The sequence below is a fragment of the Ardenticatenales bacterium genome (assembly GCA_020634515.1).
Classification (GTDB): Bacteria; Chloroflexota; Anaerolineae; order Promineifilales; family Promineifilaceae; genus JAGVTM01.
Window position 1 is genome coordinate 1 of the sequence record JACKBL010000006.1, and the last position, 17,623, is coordinate 17,623.

18 protein-coding genes and 1 pseudogene are annotated in these 17,623 nt (G+C 59.5%); 17 read left to right on the forward strand and 2 right to left on the reverse strand.

The window, feature by feature from the left end; genetic code table 11:
- Positions 1 to 327: 327 nt before the first annotated feature.
- Both H6650_15925 and H6650_15930 read left to right on the forward strand, forming a co-directional pair.
- The gene (locus tag H6650_15925) at positions 328 to 1,206 is read left to right on the forward strand and encodes a xanthine dehydrogenase family protein subunit M (protein ID MCB8953496.1); all 879 of its coding nucleotides are present in this window, start codon (positions 328 to 330) and stop codon (positions 1,204 to 1,206) included.
- 17 nt (positions 1,207 to 1,223) lie between these two features.
- On the forward strand, positions 1,224 to 1,697 hold the full coding sequence (locus H6650_15930; GenBank protein MCB8953497.1) for a (2Fe-2S)-binding protein: 474 nt from the start codon (positions 1,224 to 1,226) through the stop codon (positions 1,695 to 1,697).
- An 18-nt stretch (positions 1,698 to 1,715) separates the two neighbouring features.
- Here the strand turns inward: H6650_15930 and H6650_15935 are convergent, their stop codons facing one another.
- Complete coding sequence (locus tag H6650_15935; protein MCB8953498.1) at positions 1,716 to 2,063, reverse strand: DUF5615 family PIN-like protein; 348 nt, start codon at positions 2,061 to 2,063, stop codon at positions 1,716 to 1,718.
- Positions 2,060 to 2,386, reverse strand: coding sequence for a DUF433 domain-containing protein (locus H6650_15940; protein MCB8953499.1), 327 nt, complete (start codon positions 2,384 to 2,386; stop codon positions 2,060 to 2,062). Before H6650_15940 ends, H6650_15935 begins: the two co-directional genes overlap by 4 nt.
- A 438-nt stretch (positions 2,387 to 2,824) precedes the next feature.
- Here H6650_15940 and H6650_15945 point away from each other — a divergent pair, with 438 nt between their 5' ends.
- The 15 genes and pseudogenes from H6650_15945 to H6650_16015 all read left to right on the forward strand — a co-directional run bounded on the left by H6650_15945 (position 2,825) and on the right by H6650_16015 (position 17,614).
- Positions 2,825 to 4,117, forward strand: coding sequence for an amidase (locus tag H6650_15945; protein ID MCB8953500.1), 1,293 nt, complete (start codon positions 2,825 to 2,827; stop codon positions 4,115 to 4,117).
- A gap of 3 nt (positions 4,118 to 4,120) precedes the next feature.
- Positions 4,121 to 4,459 (forward strand): DUF983 domain-containing protein, encoded by a 339-nt coding sequence (locus H6650_15950; protein ID MCB8953501.1) that lies wholly within the window; start codon positions 4,121 to 4,123, stop codon positions 4,457 to 4,459.
- A gap of 121 nt (positions 4,460 to 4,580) precedes the next feature.
- Positions 4,581 to 5,012, forward strand: a complete 432-nt coding sequence (locus tag H6650_15955; GenBank protein ID MCB8953502.1) for a GNAT family N-acetyltransferase — start codon at positions 4,581 to 4,583, stop codon at positions 5,010 to 5,012.
- A 443-nt stretch (positions 5,013 to 5,455) separates the two neighbouring features.
- On the forward strand, positions 5,456 to 6,973 hold the full coding sequence (locus tag H6650_15960; protein MCB8953503.1) for a S8 family peptidase: 1,518 nt from the start codon (positions 5,456 to 5,458) through the stop codon (positions 6,971 to 6,973).
- A gap of 173 nt (positions 6,974 to 7,146) precedes the next feature.
- On the forward strand, positions 7,147 to 8,829 hold the full coding sequence (fdrA, locus tag H6650_15965; GenBank protein ID MCB8953504.1) for an acyl-CoA synthetase FdrA: 1,683 nt from the start codon (positions 7,147 to 7,149) through the stop codon (positions 8,827 to 8,829).
- A gap of 6 nt (positions 8,830 to 8,835) precedes the next feature.
- A complete protein-coding gene (locus H6650_15970) occupies positions 8,836 to 9,600 on the forward strand; it encodes a hypothetical protein (protein MCB8953505.1) in 765 nt (254 codons plus the stop codon).
- Between the two features lie 125 nt (positions 9,601 to 9,725).
- Complete coding sequence (gene aceK, locus H6650_15975; GenBank protein MCB8953506.1) at positions 9,726 to 11,474, forward strand: bifunctional isocitrate dehydrogenase kinase/phosphatase; 1,749 nt, start codon at positions 9,726 to 9,728, stop codon at positions 11,472 to 11,474.
- Complete coding sequence (locus H6650_15980; GenBank protein ID MCB8953507.1) at positions 11,467 to 12,144, forward strand: hemolysin III family protein; 678 nt, start codon at positions 11,467 to 11,469, stop codon at positions 12,142 to 12,144. Before aceK ends, H6650_15980 begins: the two co-directional genes overlap by 8 nt.
- Positions 12,145 to 12,200: 56 nt before the next feature.
- Positions 12,201 to 13,439, forward strand: coding sequence for a DUF1116 domain-containing protein (locus tag H6650_15985; protein ID MCB8953508.1), 1,239 nt, complete (start codon positions 12,201 to 12,203; stop codon positions 13,437 to 13,439).
- Positions 13,440 to 13,525: 86 nt separating this feature from the next.
- On the forward strand, positions 13,526 to 13,789 hold the full coding sequence (locus H6650_15990) for an AbrB/MazE/SpoVT family DNA-binding domain-containing protein (protein MCB8953509.1): 264 nt from the start codon (positions 13,526 to 13,528) through the stop codon (positions 13,787 to 13,789).
- The gene (locus H6650_15995) at positions 13,776 to 14,168 is read left to right on the forward strand and encodes a type II toxin-antitoxin system VapC family toxin (protein ID MCB8953510.1); all 393 of its coding nucleotides are present in this window, start codon (positions 13,776 to 13,778) and stop codon (positions 14,166 to 14,168) included. Before H6650_15990 ends, H6650_15995 begins: the two co-directional genes overlap by 14 nt.
- 315 nt (positions 14,169 to 14,483) lie before the next feature.
- On the forward strand, positions 14,484 to 15,359 hold the full coding sequence (locus H6650_16000; protein ID MCB8953511.1) for a cyclase family protein: 876 nt from the start codon (positions 14,484 to 14,486) through the stop codon (positions 15,357 to 15,359).
- 96 nt (positions 15,360 to 15,455) lie between these two features.
- A pseudogene (locus H6650_16005) lies at positions 15,456 to 16,295 on the forward strand (cyclase family protein).
- Positions 16,296 to 16,301: 6 nt separating this feature from the next.
- Positions 16,302 to 17,120 (forward strand): cyclase family protein, encoded by an 819-nt coding sequence (locus H6650_16010; GenBank protein MCB8953512.1) that lies wholly within the window; start codon positions 16,302 to 16,304, stop codon positions 17,118 to 17,120.
- Between the two features lie 122 nt (positions 17,121 to 17,242).
- The gene (locus tag H6650_16015) at positions 17,243 to 17,614 is read left to right on the forward strand and encodes a GxxExxY protein (protein ID MCB8953513.1); all 372 of its coding nucleotides are present in this window, start codon (positions 17,243 to 17,245) and stop codon (positions 17,612 to 17,614) included.
- The last annotated feature ends 9 nt before the right edge of the window (positions 17,615 to 17,623 follow it).

Genomic DNA, 17,623 nt, shown 5'->3' on the forward strand with positions numbered 1-17,623 from the left:
TCGTTTTAGAACATTTTCGCTATTTTTTAAGGTTTGCGGGTATCTTCTCCATAATTGGTGGTGGACAAAAAACTTACAAAACTCTATTGTAACGTCGGGAAAAATCTTTGGTTTTCCGTAAATGGGGTTTGAATTTTGGTGCTTCAAACCCCATTTACGGAAAACCAAAGAGAACACATTTTCTGAATTATAACCCATTTGCTCCAGGTAAGAGCTTCATTCCCGACTCTTTAACGATCTTATATTGCTTGACAGGGGGTGAGGGTTGCAGAATAATTACGCGACCTGGTTTTGTTCTCTCCCGCCTGTGGATAGATAGGAGTTCCTATGAAGCCTGCTCCGTTTGATTATGCCGCGCCGGATTCGTTGCCGGCATCTCTCTCCTTAATCGCCGCGTATGGGGATGATGGGAAGCTGCTGGCGGGCGGGCAGAGCCTGGTCCCCGCCCTGAACTTTCGCCTGCTACAACCGTCCGTCCTCATTGACCTGAACCGCGTGACGGAACTGGCCGGCATCACGCGCACGGCGGCGGGCGGGCTGCGCCTGGGGGCGATGACGCGGCAGGCGCAGGTGGAGCGCAGCCCCCTGACGGCGCAGTTGGCCCCGCTGCTGGCGGAGACGATGCCCCAGATCGCCCACCCACAAATCCGCAACCGGGGCACGATTGGCGGTAGCATGGTACACGCGGACCCGGCGGCGGAGCTGCCCGTGGCGGCGGTGGCTCTGGACGCGGTGTTTGAGATTGCCGGCGAGGGGGGCGTGCGGCGCGTGCCGGCAAAATCCTTCTTCCAAAGCCTCTTCACCGTAGACATCACCCCCGACGAAATCCTCACGGCGGTGGAATTCCCCCCCTGGCCCGCGCGCACCGGCGGCGCGTTCGTGGAAGTGGCGCGGCGGCGTGGGGATTACGCCCTGGCCGGCGTGGCTGTGGTGGTGACGCTGGATGATGCCGGCAAATGCGCGCGCGCCCGCATCGTCTATCTGAACCTGGGGGATGGTCCCATTGACGCGGAGGGAGCGGCGGGTTTGCTACAAAACGAGTTGCTCACACTGGCGGCCATCGAGGCGGCGGCTGATTTTGGTGCCACGCAAGAGATTGCGCCTGCCGGCAACATCCACGCCACCCCCGACTTCCAACGCCACCTGGCCCGCGTCCTCACCCGCCGCGCCCTCACCACGGCGGCGGCCCGCGCCAAAGTAGGATAAAAAAAGGCAGCAACGATATGCACACCATCAAACTCACCGTCAACGGCAAAACGTATGAGCGCGACGTGGAGCCGCGCCTGCTCTTGAGCGACTTCCTGCGCCACGAACTGGGGCTGACGGGGACGCACGTGGGCTGCGAACATGGCGTTTGCGGCGCGTGTACGATTTTGTTCGAGGGGGAGGCGGTGCGTTCCTGCCTGCTGCTGGCGGTGCAGGCGGATGGGCGCGAACTGCGCACGGTGGAGGGACTGGCGGATAGCGCGGACGATTTGCACCCCTTGCAGGCGGCGTTCTGGGAAGCGCACGGGCTGCAATGCGGTTTTTGCACGCCCGGCATTTTGATGACGTTGGTCCCCTTCCTGGCGCGCAACCCCGACCCCAGCGAAGCGGAAATCCGCGAGGCGATTTCCGGCAATCTCTGCCGCTGCACCGGGTATCAGCATATTGTGGACGCCGTGAAACTGGCGGCGCGACGTCTGGCTACTCCCTGAAAGGAGAGGTTCGCGGATTCAAAGGGGAAGATATTCAACGCGATTGATCATCTCTTCCAACTCACTTGCTTTTGCTATCAATTCCAGGTCTTGTATACAGCGACCGATGGTGATGCGTAATTGATGCGCGTAAACAACACCGGCAAAGGAGATTCCCTCGGTCTGGCGATATTTTGCTTCTACCAACAGATCTTCATCTTGAGTGAAAAGAACCCGTTGTAGTTCTGTGGCACGGTCAAGCAAGCGGACATCAGCAGCCATTCGATGACCATCTTCTTGAGCTGTTAGGACATCAATCTCACGTAGGCGTAAACCTGCGGTAATAGCTCGGTGTACATGAACATCCATATAGAGGGTAATCGTCATTCAAGCAATCCCTCTTCACGCAATCGCCTGGCCAGTGGCGACGGACCCGTAGCCTGGCGCGATTGTTCCGCATAGCGCAGGCGACGTCCCATTTCAGCGTCGAATGTGTCTTTATGTTCCCAGTAGTAAGCCAAAGCCGAGTAAACCTGACTCATTGTCAGGTACGGATGCTGAAAATGAAGCTCTTCGGGACTCCAGCCATAGGCTATTTGCGCCATGACGAGTTCGATGACCTTCATTGTCGTTCCCGCAACAAAGGCAACGCCTTCCTCATCAAGATGAATGTGCTTGTATGCAGTCGTCACAGCGTTAGCAGTGTTCATCATACGTTCCTTTTCACGTTTCCACGATTAATGCCGGCAATATCTTCCGGTTCACAGCCGCATCAAAAATAGCCCGCACGGGAATCTCAAAGCTGGCGATAGCCACGCCTCGTCACATTACCCGTCTTCGCCCTGATCAACAGGGTGTACTGCTAGTGTGCCGTCAAGCATAAAACGATGGAAACGCGCCGTAGGACAAGACGCCGTCTTGTCCGGTCAATTCAGCGAATTGACCTACGGTCTACCATCAAAATACCCTTGACATGACACTAGTGAACCGTCTAAAAACAACCCGCCATTTTGCAGGTTAGAAGGTCACTTCATTTGTAAAATCTCTTCTTCTGCCTTCAGCAACCTCATGACCATGCCCTCTTGCTCTTTTGCCGGCAGTTTATTGTCATTGTAGCAGGAACCAGGTCGGTCGTTCAAGTGATACCTATGGATTCATTTGCCCTAAGCATGGCATTACGCAGCGGCGCGTTGCCCTTGTTGGATTATCTGGCGCAGGTGGAAGCGCGTTTTCAGGCGCGGGAGCCGTCCGTGCTGGCGTTTGTGCCCGGCACGGTGCGGTTTGATCGTTTGCGGCGGGAGGCGGAGGCGCTGCTGGCGCGCTACCCGGACCCGCCCGCCCGCCCGCCGCTGTTTGGCCTGTTGGTGGGCGTGAAGGATATTTTTCATGTGGCCGGTTTCCGCACAAATGCCGGCAGCCAACTCCCTCCCGACCTCCTCCAGGGCGCGCAAGCGGAATCGGTGACGCGCCTAAAACAGGCGGGCGCGCTGGTGATGGGCAAGACCGTCACCACCGAGTTCGCTTATTTCGCCCCCGGCCCCACACGCAACCCGCGCCATCCCGACCACACGCCTGGCGGCTCCAGCAGCGGCTCGGCGGCGGCGGTGGGCGCGGGGGTGTGCCCGCTGGCGTTGGGCACGCAGACAATAGGCTCCATCAGCCGTCCGGCGGCGTTCTGCGGCGTGGTGGGATACAAGCCCAGCTACGACCGCATCTCGCGCGCGGGCGTCATTCCCCTGTCGCCATCGCTGGACCACGTGGGCGTGTTTGCGCCGGACGTGGGCGGCGCGACGCTGGCGGCGGCCCAACTTTGCCCTGACTGGCAGGCTACGACGCCCACGCGCCAACCGGTTTTGGGCGTGCCGGCTGGTCCGTACTTATTACGGGCGGATGCGGCGGCGTTGGCGCAATTTGAGCGTGTGTGCGGCCATCTGGCGGATACTGGCTGGCAGGTGAAGCGCGTGGAGGCCATGCCCGACTTCGCCGAAATCGTCGCGCGCCACAACTTGCTCGTGGCCGCGGACGCCGCCGCCGTCCATGCGGCATGGTTCGCGCAGTTTGCCGACCGCTACCACGCCAAAACAGCGGAACTGATCGGGCACGGGCAGGCTGTTTCCACGGAAGCGATAGCGGCGGCGCGCCAGGGACGGATGACGTTGCGCCACGGTTTGGTGGACCTGATGCGGTCCGCCGGGGTAGATTTGTGGCTTTCGCCATCGGCACCGGGGACGGCGCCGCGAGGGCTGGAGAGTACGGGCGACCCGGTGATGAATTTGCCCTGGACGCACGCGGGGCTGCCGACGGTGAGCGTGCCGTCCGGTTTTGCGGAGAATGGGCTGCCGTGGGGATTGCAGATTGCCGGCAACTGGTACACCGACGAATATCTCCTGGCCTGGGCGGAACCCATCGCCGCCGCCCTCGCCCAGATGGAGCGTAACTAAGCCATGTCCCGATTACGCGCTATCTTGCTGCTGCGTTGTTCCCACTGCCTGCGTGGACGTGTGTTTGCCTCGTTGTGGCGCATGAACACCCACTGCCCCGAATGCGGCATTCCGTTTGAGCGGGAGACGGGCTTTTTCCTCATGTCCATCTACTTCGCTTATGCGGTGGATGTGCTGGCAATCGGGCCTTTTATTGTCTGGTCCGTGGTGCATAAACTCCCGATATGGCTCATGTTGGGGGGGATGGCCGTAGGGCTTGTGCTGATTTCGCCTTTTACGCTGCGCTACACGCGCGTTCTCTGGCTGCATCTGGATGAATGGTTTGACCCGCGTCGCTCGTGATGATGTAGGAATTACGTCCTGCCGGGAACCGGCGCGCTTTCGTCGTGTCCGGCAACGTGGTATACTGGCGTTGCCTTTTGGATCTGTTGACAGCCTCAGCGTGGAAATCGGGAGGAAGGTCATGGCAGAAGAGCTGAAAATCGTTTTTGCGGAAAATGCGGCATGGGGGGTGATTGGACCGGCGCTTAATGATTATAATGATCAGCAGGCGGGCGAGGATCACGCGCAGAGCGTCTGTTTCTTGCTGTATGATGCCGATGAGGAAATTGTCGGCGGGGTGATTGGGACAACCTACTGGCACTGGTTACATGTTAGCCTGATGTGGATCAAAGCGGAATACCGCGGTCTTGGTTACGGCAGCCGCCTCTTGCGGCTGGCGGAAGAAGAGGCCCTCCAGCGAGGCGCGCGGCAGGCTTATCTGGATACGTTTAGTTTTCAAGCGCCAGATTTTTATAAGAAGCATGGCTACCATGTGTTTGGCGTGCTGGAGGATTTTCCCACGGGTCATCAACGTTATTTCATGACGAAGTCGCTTCAGGAACCTGCCGGGTGATCGGCATTTTCCCATCCAAATCCTGAGTAACGGCCTGGCAAATGCCGGCAACAACCGCCGCGGCATCTGTCCAGGAAAAATTTTGTCGCGCTGCCCCGTGCTTCGCATACATTTTCACGAGAATTCGATGAGACTTTCATGTTATGATCGTGCCGTTTGCACGGAGCGGATAGCCCCACGCCTTGCGGGCAAGGGCTAGAGGTAATGAACCCGTGGGACGGATGATCCCCTAAAGGAGGTGGTGCCACCGGTACATAAAACTGTGGTGTATGGAAGAAGCCCGTTTCCCTTTTTCGTGTTTTCCATTTCCCAATTTGTACACAGAAATGGAGTGACCAGCCCAAACCGCCCCGTGTGGTTTACCGGCAAATCGGAGTTCCCCAAATGTAGCCAACAATCTCACCGCGGAATTGTTGGACAGACCCATGGAGATGAGTAGTAATATGCGAATCAAAACTTATTTGCCCGTATTTGTTTTGCTGGCCCTGATTGCGCTCGGTTTCGCCGCCGCGCCCTCCTATGCGGACAGCGCCCAATTTGAGAGCAGGACAGCACCACTGCTGCACACCGACAGCCCCACCGCCATTCCTGATCAATATATTGTCGTATTCAAGAAAGGGACGTCTGCCGTTAATGCGGCGGCCATCATCAATACGGTAGAAACGTTGGGTGGCCGCGTGGACCATGTATGGGACGTGGCGATTCACGGTTTTGCCGCCTACCTGCCCGCGCGTGCATTAGATGCGGTGATGGCGGATGCGTCCGTTGACTACGTTGAAGCAGACCAGATGATGTACATTGTGGACGTGCAGCCGAATCCCACCTGGGGATTGGACCGCATCGACCAGCGTAACCTGCCTCTGGACAACTCCTATACTTACAATTACACCGGCGCCGGCGTCAAGGTGTACACCATTGACACCGGTATTCGCGTGACGCACAACGAGTTTGGCGGGCGCGTCGTTGGCGGCTACAACGCCACGGGCGATAACAATGGCTACAATGACTGCAACGGCCACGGCACGCACGTTTCCGGCACGATTGGCGGCTCCACCTACGGCGTCGCCAAGGGCGTTACCTTCTACGCCGTGCGCGTACTGGGCTGCAACGGCTCCGGCCCCACGTCTGACGTTATCGACGGCGTGAACTGGGTGACCAGCCAGCACACGGGCAGCAACCCCGCCGTGGCGAACATGAGCCTGGGCGGCAGCGCGTCCAATTCCATGGACTCGGCTGTGAATAATTCCATCAACGACGGCGTTTTCTATGCGATTGCTGCCGGCAATTCCAACGCCAACGCCTGCAATTACTCCCCCGCCCGCGTGGCCGCCGCCATGACGGTTGGCGCGACCACCAGCAGCGACAACCGCGCCAGCTACTCCAACTATGGCAACTGCCTGGACATCTTCGCGCCCGGCGACAACATCACCTCCGCCTGGTACACCAGCGACAACGCCACCAACACCATCAGCGGCACCTCCATGGCGACGCCGCACGTCGCCGGCGTGGCTGCCCTGTGGTTGCAAGCGAATCCGTCCGACTCCCCTGCCGCTACCAGCGCGCAGATCATCTCCACCGCTACGGCCGGCGTCGTCGGCAACCCCGGTAGCGGCTCCCCCAACCTGTTGGTTTACTCCCTGCTGGAAGGCGGCGGCGGTGGTGGTGGATGCCAGGGTTCGCCCGACTTCACCGGAACCCTCACCGGCACGGGCGACGTGGACTACGGCTGGTACTCCGCCGGCTCCGGTGCGCAGGAACTGTGCATGGAAGGAACCGGCCCCGACTTCGACCTCTACCTGCTGAAGCGCGGCGCTTTCGGCGGCTGGAGCATGGTCGCCAGCTCCACCGGTCCGACCTCCAGTGAGGCTATCACCTACAGCGGCACCTCCGGTTACTACCTGTGGTACATCCGCTCCTACAATGGCTCCGGCTCCTGGCAACTCTGGGTGAGCTACCCGTAGGTAGGCACTTAGATTGGTTCATTCTCCAAGAATGAACTAATTTGGCTTTCATAGAGACCCCTGGCGACCTGTCGCCGGGGGTCTTTTTTTTACGCGGTGGGGTATAATTCGCTGTGTGTTGGTGCATTCGCGCACCGGTGGAATGCAGTCAGTGTCGAATTGGAGCAGCTTGAATGACGAGTGTGATGCGGTTTGAGATGCGGGCGGGGGCTTATTTTGACTCAGTTGTGTTGATGCAGTTGCAGCGGGGGTTGGCGGGATTGGCGGGGGTGTTGGATGCCGGCATTGTCATGGCCACCCCCGCCAATCGAGAACTCCTTGCCGGCAGCGACCTCCTCCCCCCCGCCGCCCAACGCGCCTCCGCCGATGACCTCCTCATTGTCGTCAAAGCGGTTGACGAACACGCCGCCTCCGCCGCCCTCGCCCAACTGGACACCCTCATCCAACAGCGCCGCACCCAGGCCGGGCAAACCTTCCGCCCGCGCAGTCTCGCCTCCGCCGCTCGCCTTTTGCCCGACGCGGAATGGGTATTGGTCTCCGTGCCGGGCCGCTACGCCGCCGGCGTCGCCCGCGAAGCGCTGGACATGGGCAAACACGTCTTCCTCTACAGCGACAACGTCTCCCTGGAAGAAGAGGCCGCCCTGAAAGAGCAAGCCCGCGCCGCCGGACGCCTCCTCATGGGGCCGGACTGTGGCACGGCCATTATCAACGGCGTCGGTCTCGGCTTCGCCAATCGCGTGCGGCGTGGGCGTATTGGCCTGGTTGGGGCCTCGGGGACCGGCCTGCAAGCCATCACCAGCCGACTCCACACGCTCGGCGCGGGCGTTTCCCAGGCGATTGGCGTGGGCGGGCGGGATCTCTCGGCACGCATTGGCGGCAGCACGGCGCTGCAAGCCCTCGACTTGCTGCGCCGCGACCCGGAGACGGACGTGATTGTGCTTGTCTCCAAACCCCCGGACGCGGAAATCGTCACCCGCCTGATGGCGGCGGCGCAGGCCGCGGACAAGCCCGTCATCATTTACTTTTTGGGCTATCCCACCGCGCTGGACGGCATCAACAGCCGCGTCATCATGGCGCGTAGCCTGGAGGACGCCGCGCGCCAGGCGGTGGCAATCGTCCCGCCACGGGAAACGCCGCTCCTTTCCCCATTCGCGGCCAGCGGTTATGTGCGTGGCCTCTTTTCCGGCGGCACGCTGGCCTACGAAGCGATGCTCGCCTGGCAGCCGCTGCTCACGCCGCTGTACAGCAACGTCCCCTTGCGCCCTGCGCAGGCGCTGCCCCAACTCACGCGCAGCCAGGCGCACACGCTGCTGGACATGGGCGCGGATGCCTTTACGCAGGGGCGGCTGCACCCGATGATGGACAATGACCTGCGGCTGCGGCGATTGCGCCAGGAGGCCGCCGACCCGGACGTGGGCTTGATTGTGTTGGATGTGGTGCTGGGGGAGGGCGCGCACCCAAACCCGGCGGCGGAATTGGCTCCGGCTATTGCCGCCGTCAAGGCGCGGCGGCCGTTGGACGTGGCCGTGCTGCTGGTGGGGACGGAGGAGGATCCGCAAGGGCTTCGGGCGCAGATGGAGCAACTGGCAGAGGTGGGCGCGGTCGTGACGAGTAATGTGGATGCCCTGACGCGGATTGTGGCGGCGTATGGCCGTGGTGAGGCCGCTTTCCCCCAGCCGCCGGTTTCGCTGGCGACGTTGCAAAAGCCGTTGGCGGCGATTAACCTGGGGCTGGAGTCGTTCTATGACAGTCTTATTGGGCAGTCGGCTGCCGGCATTCATGTTGAATGGCGACCCCCGGCAGGAGGAAATGAGAAGATGATGGCGCTGCTGGCAAAGATGCGCCAGAAGGGATAAGTCAGTATGCTCCGTGCCAGCAAATTACCCTGGACGCGCGCCAGTTACACCCTGCTCAGCCTCTTCCTGCTTACGCTGTTCCTCCTCGGCTATGTCTGGTGGCCGCTGGCGCGGGAATACCTGGCCCAAATCGACCGGGAACAACCGCTGTGGCGGCAGTTGGATTGGCTGCTGTTGGGGATTTTTGCTTTCATGTCCGTGGCGATGATGACGGGGGCTAATTTGCGCGTCGATGCCGGCATCATCCTCGTCGGCCTGTTTGGCGGGCTGGTCATTGAAAGCTGGGGCACGCAAACCGCGCTCTGGACCTACTACACGCTAGAACGCCCCCCGTTGTGGATCATTCCCGCCTGGCCCATCGCCAGTTTGACCATTGACCGGCTGGTGCGGGCGCTGGCCCAGCTGACCCCCGCACCGGGCTGGCGCGGCTACCCGGCGCTGTATTGGCTCGTTTTCCCTGCATTCTATGCCCTGATGCTCTGGTTTGTCTGGCCGACAGTGGATAAATCATTGACGCTGCTGGCGCTCCTTGCTTGTGGCCTCATGATCCTCTCGCCGACGGATCATCGCCTGGCCTTGTTGACGTTTTTTGCCGGCACCGGTTTGGGCTACTTCCTGGAGCGATGGGGCACAACCCGGCTCTGCTGGACCTATTACACCGGCCAGACCCCGCCCCTCTTCGCCGTCCTCGCTCATGGCATGGCCGCACTCGCCTTCTGGCGCACCTGGCTCCTGCTTCGCCACGGCTACACAAGAGCCGTCGGTCATTAGTGACCACTTGTTGATCGTTCCCGATTGGTAACTGCCAGGCCAGATTGGCCCCATTTTCTCTGGTGAAATTGGTCCAATCTCCAGAGAGCGTTCGTAGTTACCCCAGTTGTTTGTTACCATTGCCCATGTCTCGTCTCACGGATAGCCGCATCGCCAACATTGGCGCATTCACCATTCACCAGGGCTTCCTCACCTACCGCGCCCGGTTCACGGCTATCACCCGGCGTGCCGGCGAGCGGTTCGTGGCCAGAGATTGGCAGGGAATGCAGGCGGACGCCGGCCAACGGCTGGCGCTCTATCGCCAGGTAGTCGATCAGGTCGTGGGCGAGATTCGCCAATTGCTGGCGGCGCGCCTGACGGAGAAGCTCATCTGGGCCAGCATGAAGGCTGTCTACTCCGGTTATCTCTTCAACCATGATGATTGGGAACTGGCGGAAACCTTCTTCAACTCCATCACCCGTCGCATTTTTGCCACCATTGGCGTCGATCCCCAAATCGAATTTGTCGATACCGACTACGACACGCCACCCCATCCGTCCACCACGCCGATTTATCGTTCCCACACCCGCCAGCCCACCACCGCCGATCTGATCGGCGACATTCTGCGGGCTTATGCGTTTCCCGTTTCGTTTGCCGACCTGGCGCAGGATGCCGCCCTGGCGGCACGGATCGTAGAGCGGCGTTTGCGGCAGGTGGGGACGCGGCACACCGTGGATCGGGTGGAGATGATCCAGACGCCCTTCTATCGTGGCAAGGGGGCTTACCTGGTGGGGCGCATGATCAGCGGGGCGCACATGGTCCCGCTGGTGCTGGCGTTGACCCACGGCGCGCGTGGCCTGGCCGTGGATGCCGTGCTGACGGACGAGGATGCGGTGAGCATTCTCTTCAGTTTTGCCCGATCCTACTTCCACATAGACGTGCCGCAGCCTTATGATCTGGTGCGGTTTTTGAAGGAGATCATGCCGCGCAAGCGCGTGGCGGAACTGTATATTTCCGTCGGTTACAACAAGCATGGCAAAACGGAACTGTACCGTGACTTTTTGCACCATCTGGCCCATTCCGATGACCAATTTAAGATGGCGCGGGGGCAGCGGGGCATGGTGATGATGGTGATTGACCTGCCCAGTTACGATATGGTATTCAAATTGATCAAGGATCGCTTTGCGCAGCCGAAGGATATGACGCGGCAGGATGTACGGGGTAAATACGACCTGGTTTTTTCGCACGATCGTGCCGGCAGACTCATCGACGCGCAGACCTTCGAACACTTGCAGATTGACCGCTGCCGTTTCTCCGACGAACTGCTGGCGGAAATGCTGCCACAGATGCGGCAGACTGTTTGTGCCGATGGCGACCACGTGATCATCGCGCACGCCTACATTGAGCGGCGCGTGATTCCCCTGGACCTGTACATCCGCGAAGAGAGCGTGGCGCGAGCAGAGGCAGCCGTGATTGATTACGGGCAGGCGATCAAAGACCTGGCCGTGACGAACATCTTCCCCGGCGACATGCTGCTAAAGAATTTCGGCGTGACGCGGCATGGGCGGGTGGTTTTTTACGATTACGACGAACTGGCGCTGCTGACGGAGTGCCGCTTCCGCCGCATTCCGCCGAGCCGGGGGTATGATGACGACCTGGCGGCGGAGCCGTGGTTCCACGTGAACAAGGGGGATATTTTCCCCGAGGAGTTTCCCCGCTTTTTGGGGCTGCCGCCGGCGCTGCTGGCCGTGTTTATGGCGCATCACGGCGATTTGTGCGATGCGGCGTTTTGGCGCGAGACGCAGGAAGGGTTGCGGCGCGGGGAATTGTTCCACATTTTCCCCTACGCGGCAGACCTGCGGCTGCGCCCCGAATCAAGAGGAGACGATGGATAAAGGTAAAGAAAAGCGGAAGGGAGGCGCGGCGTTTCGCGCTTACTATTCACGGCGGGAGGAGCTATTAAACAGCGTCACGCACGGTGTGGGGGCACTGTTGAGCGTGGCGGGTATGTTTGTGTTGGTGGTGATGGCGGCGACGCATGGAGATGCGCGGCGCACGTGGAGTTTTGCGATTTATGGCGGCTCGCTTATTTTGCTGTATCTGGCTTCCACGTTGTACCATTCGGTGACGTATTTGCCGGCAAAACGCATCCTGCGCATTTTTGATCATTCCGCTGTGTATGTGCTGATTGCCGGCACGTACACCCCGTTCCTCCTCGTGACCATGCGTGGCCCGCTGGCGTGGACGTTGTTCGCCACCGTGTGGGGCATGGCGCTGGTTGGCATCATTTATAAAGCGGTGGCGATTCACCGGTACGAGAATTTGTCCACGGTTTTGTACGTGGCCATGGGCTGGATGGGGGTGTTGGGATTTCGGCAGATCGCGGGGGGGATCGATCCTGCCGGCATTGCCTGGCTCCTGGCCGGCGGCGTCATTTACACGGCAGGCGTGCTGTTTTTCGCCTTCCCCAAAGTGCCGTACAATCATGCCATCTGGCATCTCTTCGTGTTGGGTGGCAGCGCCTGTCATTTTCTGGTGATGGTTCGGTATGTGATGCCGGCATAACGGCAACTCGTCCTTCGTAATTCATCCGTCGTCCTTCGCAATTCACAGGAGTTCCCATGATTGACATAGACCAAGCCAACCAGACCGCCGTCGAGCGCATCATGGCCGCGCGCCCCATGCTCACCGGCGTTGCCCGCGCCCGCGACGTCATTCCCCACATGCGTGACAACCTGCTGCTGCACGCCGGACCGCCCATCACCTGGGAGCGCATGTCGGGGCCGTTGCGCGGGGCCGTCATCGGCGCGCTGCTGCTTGAAGGATTGGCGGCAGACGAGGCGCAAGCCGTGGGCATGGTGGAAGCGGGCGAGGTCGATTTTGCCCCCTGCCACCACCACCAGACCGTGGGGCCGATGGCCGGCGTCACCTCCGCTTCCATGCAGGTGTACGTGATTGAAAACCAGACGCACGGCAACCGCGCCTTCTCCAACCTGAACGAGGGGTACGGCAAAGTGCTGCGCTACGGCGCGTACAGCCCGGAAGTGATCGGCAAACTGCGCTGGATGAACGAGGTGATGGGGCCGGCGCTGGCGGATGCGCTGCAAGGCGCGGCCATTGACCTGCGCGCCTTGCTGGCGGAGGCGCTGCACATGGGGGATGAGGGGCATAATCGGAACAAGGCGGGGTCGCTGCTTTTTTTGAAGGCGTTGGCGCCGCTGCTGAGCAAGGCGCGCGACAACCGCTTTACCACGGCCACGATCCTGCAATTCCTGGGCGATAATGCGCTTACTGTTCTTAATCCGGTGATGGCGGCGTGTAAGGCGATGTGCGACGCGGGGCATGGCGTTGCCGGCAGCACCGTGGTGACGACGATGGCCCGCAATGGCACGGATTTTGGTATTCGCGTTAGCGGCCTGGGGGATGCCTGGTTTACGGCGCCGGCACAGGTTCCCGATGGCCTTTATTTCCCCGGCTTCAGCAGCGCGGACGCGAACGCGGATATTGGCGATAGTACGATCACGGAAACTGCCGGCATTGGTGCATTTGCCATGGCCGCCGCTCCCGCCATCGTCACCTTTATCAGCGGCACGCCCCAGGACGCCCTCAACGCCACCCTGGAGATGTACGAAATCACCACCGCCGAACACACCCACTTTACCATTCCTTCGCTGGACTTTCGCGGCTCCCCCGTGGGCATCGACCTGCGCAAAGTGATTGAACTGGGCATCACCCCGCGCGTGAACACGGGCATCGCCCACCGCGAAGCGGGCGTGGGGCAGGTGGGCGCGGGCCTCGTGCGTCCGCCGCTGGCCGTCTTCGAGAATGCGCTGCTGGCTTTTGCTGAACAGTATCTGTAGCTTCCTTGACATTGACATGCAGTGAATGCGCGCCTATAATCTTACCGACATCTTACCAGTATCTTGCCGATCAAAAAGTGTGAACCATGGAAAAGACAAGACTATCAAGCAAAGGGCAAGTGATCATTCCCAAGAATATTCGGGAGCAGCATGAGTGGCAGGTTGGACTTGAGTTTATCGTGATTGATATGGAGGATGGCGTATTGCTTAAGCCTGTGCCAGGGATCAAACCGACAACATTGGAAGATGTTGCCGGGTGTATCCCATACGAAGGTCCTCCTAAGACGATCCAGGAAATGGATGAAGCGATTCAGATGGCAATTGAGGAAAGCTGGCGTGATCGCCGTTGATACCAACATCGTGGTCCGGTTGCTCACGGGCGACCACCCAGACCAGTTCCAGGTGAGCAAACGCCTGTTTCAGGCGAATCAGGTGTTTATCTCTGATACTGTCTTTTTGGAAATAGCCTGGGTATTGCGCTGGGCTTACAAAGCTGGGCCACAGCCAGTCGCTGAAGCGCTCCATGGGTTGTTAGGATTGCCGAATGTCCATTTTCGGAATCGAACGGTACTCGCCAAGGCGGTTGAGTGGCATGAGTCAGGCCTGGATTTCGCCGACGCGCTGCATCTGGCGCAGTCAAACCATTGTGAGCAAATGGCGACGTTTGACAAAGGCTTTGTGAATCGCGCCCGCGATCTGACCACTTGTCCCGTCAAAATGCTTTCCTGATCATGCACTACCGCCTCGTCAAGCATGAAATGGTGGAAACGCATTGTAGGACAAGATGCTACTTGCCCGGTCAATCTTGGCAAATTGACCCGCGGCATACCATCAAATGACACTTGACAGGACACCAGCGAGCCAACTCTTGTCCACAGTGGCTGTCCGCAATGAGATCAGCGGAAATGTGCGGACAGCGGCTATCATGGATCGCTTGCCAGTAACCGTCCGTAAAAGGCGTGAAGTTATTTTGGGACGGCTACTAAGCCGTCGGAGAAGAGGCGTTAGCGCAATAGCCGCGCGCACTGCGTATGGAGGGAAGGTATGAAGTTTATTGATTTGACGATGCCTTTGGGAATTGGGACGCCGCCGTGGCCGACGTATGAGCCGTTGCAGGTGAAGTATTTTAAGCGGTTGGCCCCAAATGGGGCTAACGGGCAGGTGGTGACGCACAGCAACCACGTGGGCACGCACCTGGACGGGGAAATCCATTTCTACACGCCGGGCAAGGATATTGCCTCGTTGTCGTTGGAGTTTCTCTGCGGCGAGGCGGCGGTGGTGGATTTGAGCGACTGCTGCGGCGACTATGACGTGTATACGCCGGAGATGATTGAGGCGCGGGTGGAGGTGCGCGAGGGGGATATTCTGATCATCCACACGGGGTATCATCATTTTGGTTGGGACCAGCCGTATGGGAATGAGGTGCGGTATATGGTGATGCATCCGGGGCCGGATGCGCGGTTTGCGGCGTGGTGCATGGAGAAGAAGTTGCGTTGGATTGGCGTGGATTGTGGCAGCGCGGACCATCCGATGAATACGAAGATACGGGAGTGGATGCCGGCACAAGCCGCCGACGCCGATGCCCATTTCCGCCAGAAATATGGCAAACCCCTCACCGAGTACTTCACCAAAGAGATGTACCAGATGATGCACCTGTGGCTGTTCGATAAAGGCATCATCCACGCCGAATGCGTCGGCGGCGACATCGACCTGCTCCTTAATCGGCGCGTGCGCATCGGCTGCTTCCCCTGGCGCTTCGTGGACGGCGAGGCCAGCATTGCGCGCATTGTGGCGATGGTCGAGGACGACGAGTACGCCGATTTGATGGCGCGGAAAGCGGGCATGCCCAAGACAAAGTATGGCGACTGCTACGATCCCGTCCACGTGGAACGCCTCGGCGGACGCGGGCGCGTCTTTTAAGAAACGGGCAACACCCGGCTAAAGCCGCGACGCCGATCACCATATGTGGATTTTGCCAGATTCGAGTAACGTAGCCAGTAAAGGATGCTGGAAATTATGAACGTGATACAGGTATTGAACGATGCCAGATGGTACGATTTGACACAGGCATTGAGCATCTTCACGCCTCCCTGGCCGGGTGAAATGCCCTTGCAAGTCCACTTCTTCAAGCGGCTCACCGGTTCCTGGGGGGGCGGGCAGGGGGCCAACGGGCAGCTCATCGAGTGGAGCAACAACACCGGCACGCACCTCGTCGGTCCGCGTGCCTTCCACTCCGGCGCGCGCGCCATCGCCGACATCCCCCTCACAGACCTTTGCGGCGAAGGCGTCGTCGTGGACCTCTCGGACGCTGTTTCCGATTACGGCTTCTATACCCCCGATATGATCACCAGCCGCGTCACCGTCAAAGAGGGTGACATCCTGATCATCAACACCGGGTATCACAAGTACGGTTGGGACCAGCCCGACGTACCTAACCCGGAGGCGCAAGGGGGCATTGAGAACAAAGAGTTCGGCTACTACGTGCGCCATCCGGGGCCGTCGCCCGACTTCTTCCCCTGGGCGCTGGAAATGAAGCTCAAACTGGTGGGCGTGGATTGTGGCAGTGCCGAGCATCCTATGAACACGAATATTCGCTACGCCCACGCGCGCGAGTTCCAGAAGGCGGAAGCGAAGCTGCAACGGGAATATGGCAAAACGTGGGACGAGATGTTCCCGCCGGAAGCGTATCATCACCTGACCCATGTCGTGATGCCCCGGTCGGGTCTGCTGCTGGCGGAATCATTGGGTGGGCAGATAGGCGAACTGGGCGACCGGCGCGCCTGGATCATGATCCAACCGATCCCTTTCATGGAAGTGGAATCCGCCTGGTGTCGCGCTGCTGCTTTGCAGCCACCGACCGGCATGACCGAAGAGGCGTTTTTTGCCTTCATGGGTGGCCTGGAAATGCTGGATATGACGCTGCCGTTTAGTGTGCAGACGCCGCAGTGGGCGAATTATGAGCCGTTGAGCGTGAAGTATACGAAACGGGTGGGGGGGCAGTACTTTGGGCTGGGGCGCAATAATGCGCATTGTCGCGCGAGTTTCCATCTGGCTTCCCATATGGACGGGGAGAAACATTTCCATAGTGCCGGCAAAACCATCGGTCAAATGCCGTTCGATTACTGGTTTGGTCCTGGCGTCATCGCCGACATCTCCCACCTCGTCAGCGACAGCAGCGTTTACACCCCCGCCATGATCGAGAGCGTCGTGGACGTCCAACCCGGCGACATCCTCATCGTCAAAACCGGCTACTACCGCTACGGCTGGAACAGCCCGGACTCCGATGAGTTCCGCTACATGATCAAGCACCCCGGCCCCTCCCCCGACTTCGCCGACTGGTGTCTGCGGAAGCAAATCAAGTGGCTCGCCGTCGATTGCGTAGCCATGGAACACCCTATGAACACCATTCAACGCCTCTGGCATCCCCAAACGTTCGCCGAAGCCAACGCCAAACTACAAGCGCAATACGGCAAAGATTGGGACGAGATGTATCCCCTGGACAGATATTACCAGGACATGCACCTCAACCTGTTCCCCAAAGGCATCGTCCACGCGGAAAACCTGGGCCGCGACATCGCCCAGGCGCCCAGCGGGCGCACCTTCATCGCTGCCTTCATCCAGAAAGGTATGGAACTCGCTTCCTGCTGGGGACGCTTTGTGGCATTTACGGAAAAGATTTAGCCACGAATTGCACGAATTGGACGAATTTATGATTGCTGTTTCAAAGTGGGGATTCCCCTGTGGTGAAGGGCTTGCAGAGGGGATGTAACAGGCGTGGGTACGTGAGCAAATGAGGGGTATTTGTGGCTGAAATCCTTTATAAAGAGCTGTCTTACCAAGTCGTTGGGGCGGCAATGGAAGTGCATCGGCTCCTGGGCGGTGGTTTTCTGGAAAAAGTATATCAGGTATCATTGGCTCACGAATTGAGGTTGCGCCAGGTTCCTCATGAGCAATACAAGGTTTTGCCCGTCTATTACAAGGATTTGCTGGTTGGCCAGTATGAGGCGGATTTTGTCATAGCAGACAGGATCATCGTGGAGATTAAGGCTGTTTCTCAATTTCATGCCAGACATGAAGCACAAGCGCGCAACTATCTCGCGGCGACTCGTCTTCGGCTGGCAATCTTACTCAATTTCGGTGCGGAATCTTTGCAGCAGAAGCGTGTTGTGCGATGAGCAAATTTC

What these genes read in the sequence shown, in the direction of transcription:
- H6650_15925 (MCB8953496.1), top strand. Translation starts at nt 328, where the DNA reads ATGAAGCCTGCTCCGTTTGATTATGCCGCGCCGGATTCGTTGCCGGCA.
- H6650_15930 (MCB8953497.1), top strand. Translation starts at nt 1,224, where the DNA reads ATGCACACCATCAAACTCACCGTCAACGGCAAAACGTATGAGCGCGAC.
- H6650_15935 (MCB8953498.1), bottom strand. Translation starts at nt 2,063, where the DNA reads ATGACGATTACCCTCTATATGGATGTTCATGTACACCGAGCTATTACC.
- H6650_15940 (MCB8953499.1), bottom strand. Translation starts at nt 2,386, where the DNA reads ATGAACACTGCTAACGCTGTGACGACTGCATACAAGCACATTCATCTT.
- H6650_15945 (MCB8953500.1), top strand. Translation starts at nt 2,825, where the DNA reads ATGGATTCATTTGCCCTAAGCATGGCATTACGCAGCGGCGCGTTGCCC.
- H6650_15950 (MCB8953501.1), top strand. Translation starts at nt 4,121, where the DNA reads ATGTCCCGATTACGCGCTATCTTGCTGCTGCGTTGTTCCCACTGCCTG.
- H6650_15955 (MCB8953502.1), top strand. Translation starts at nt 4,581, where the DNA reads ATGGCAGAAGAGCTGAAAATCGTTTTTGCGGAAAATGCGGCATGGGGG.
- H6650_15960 (MCB8953503.1), top strand. Translation starts at nt 5,456, where the DNA reads ATGCGAATCAAAACTTATTTGCCCGTATTTGTTTTGCTGGCCCTGATT.
- fdrA (MCB8953504.1), top strand. Translation starts at nt 7,147, where the DNA reads ATGACGAGTGTGATGCGGTTTGAGATGCGGGCGGGGGCTTATTTTGAC.
- H6650_15970 (MCB8953505.1), top strand. Translation starts at nt 8,836, where the DNA reads ATGCTCCGTGCCAGCAAATTACCCTGGACGCGCGCCAGTTACACCCTG.
- aceK (MCB8953506.1), top strand. Translation starts at nt 9,726, where the DNA reads ATGTCTCGTCTCACGGATAGCCGCATCGCCAACATTGGCGCATTCACC.
- H6650_15980 (MCB8953507.1), top strand. Translation starts at nt 11,467, where the DNA reads ATGGATAAAGGTAAAGAAAAGCGGAAGGGAGGCGCGGCGTTTCGCGCT.
- H6650_15985 (MCB8953508.1), top strand. Translation starts at nt 12,201, where the DNA reads ATGATTGACATAGACCAAGCCAACCAGACCGCCGTCGAGCGCATCATG.
- H6650_15990 (MCB8953509.1), top strand. Translation starts at nt 13,526, where the DNA reads ATGGAAAAGACAAGACTATCAAGCAAAGGGCAAGTGATCATTCCCAAG.
- H6650_16000 (MCB8953511.1), top strand. Translation starts at nt 14,484, where the DNA reads ATGAAGTTTATTGATTTGACGATGCCTTTGGGAATTGGGACGCCGCCG.
- H6650_16010 (MCB8953512.1), top strand. Translation starts at nt 16,302, where the DNA reads ATGACCGAAGAGGCGTTTTTTGCCTTCATGGGTGGCCTGGAAATGCTG.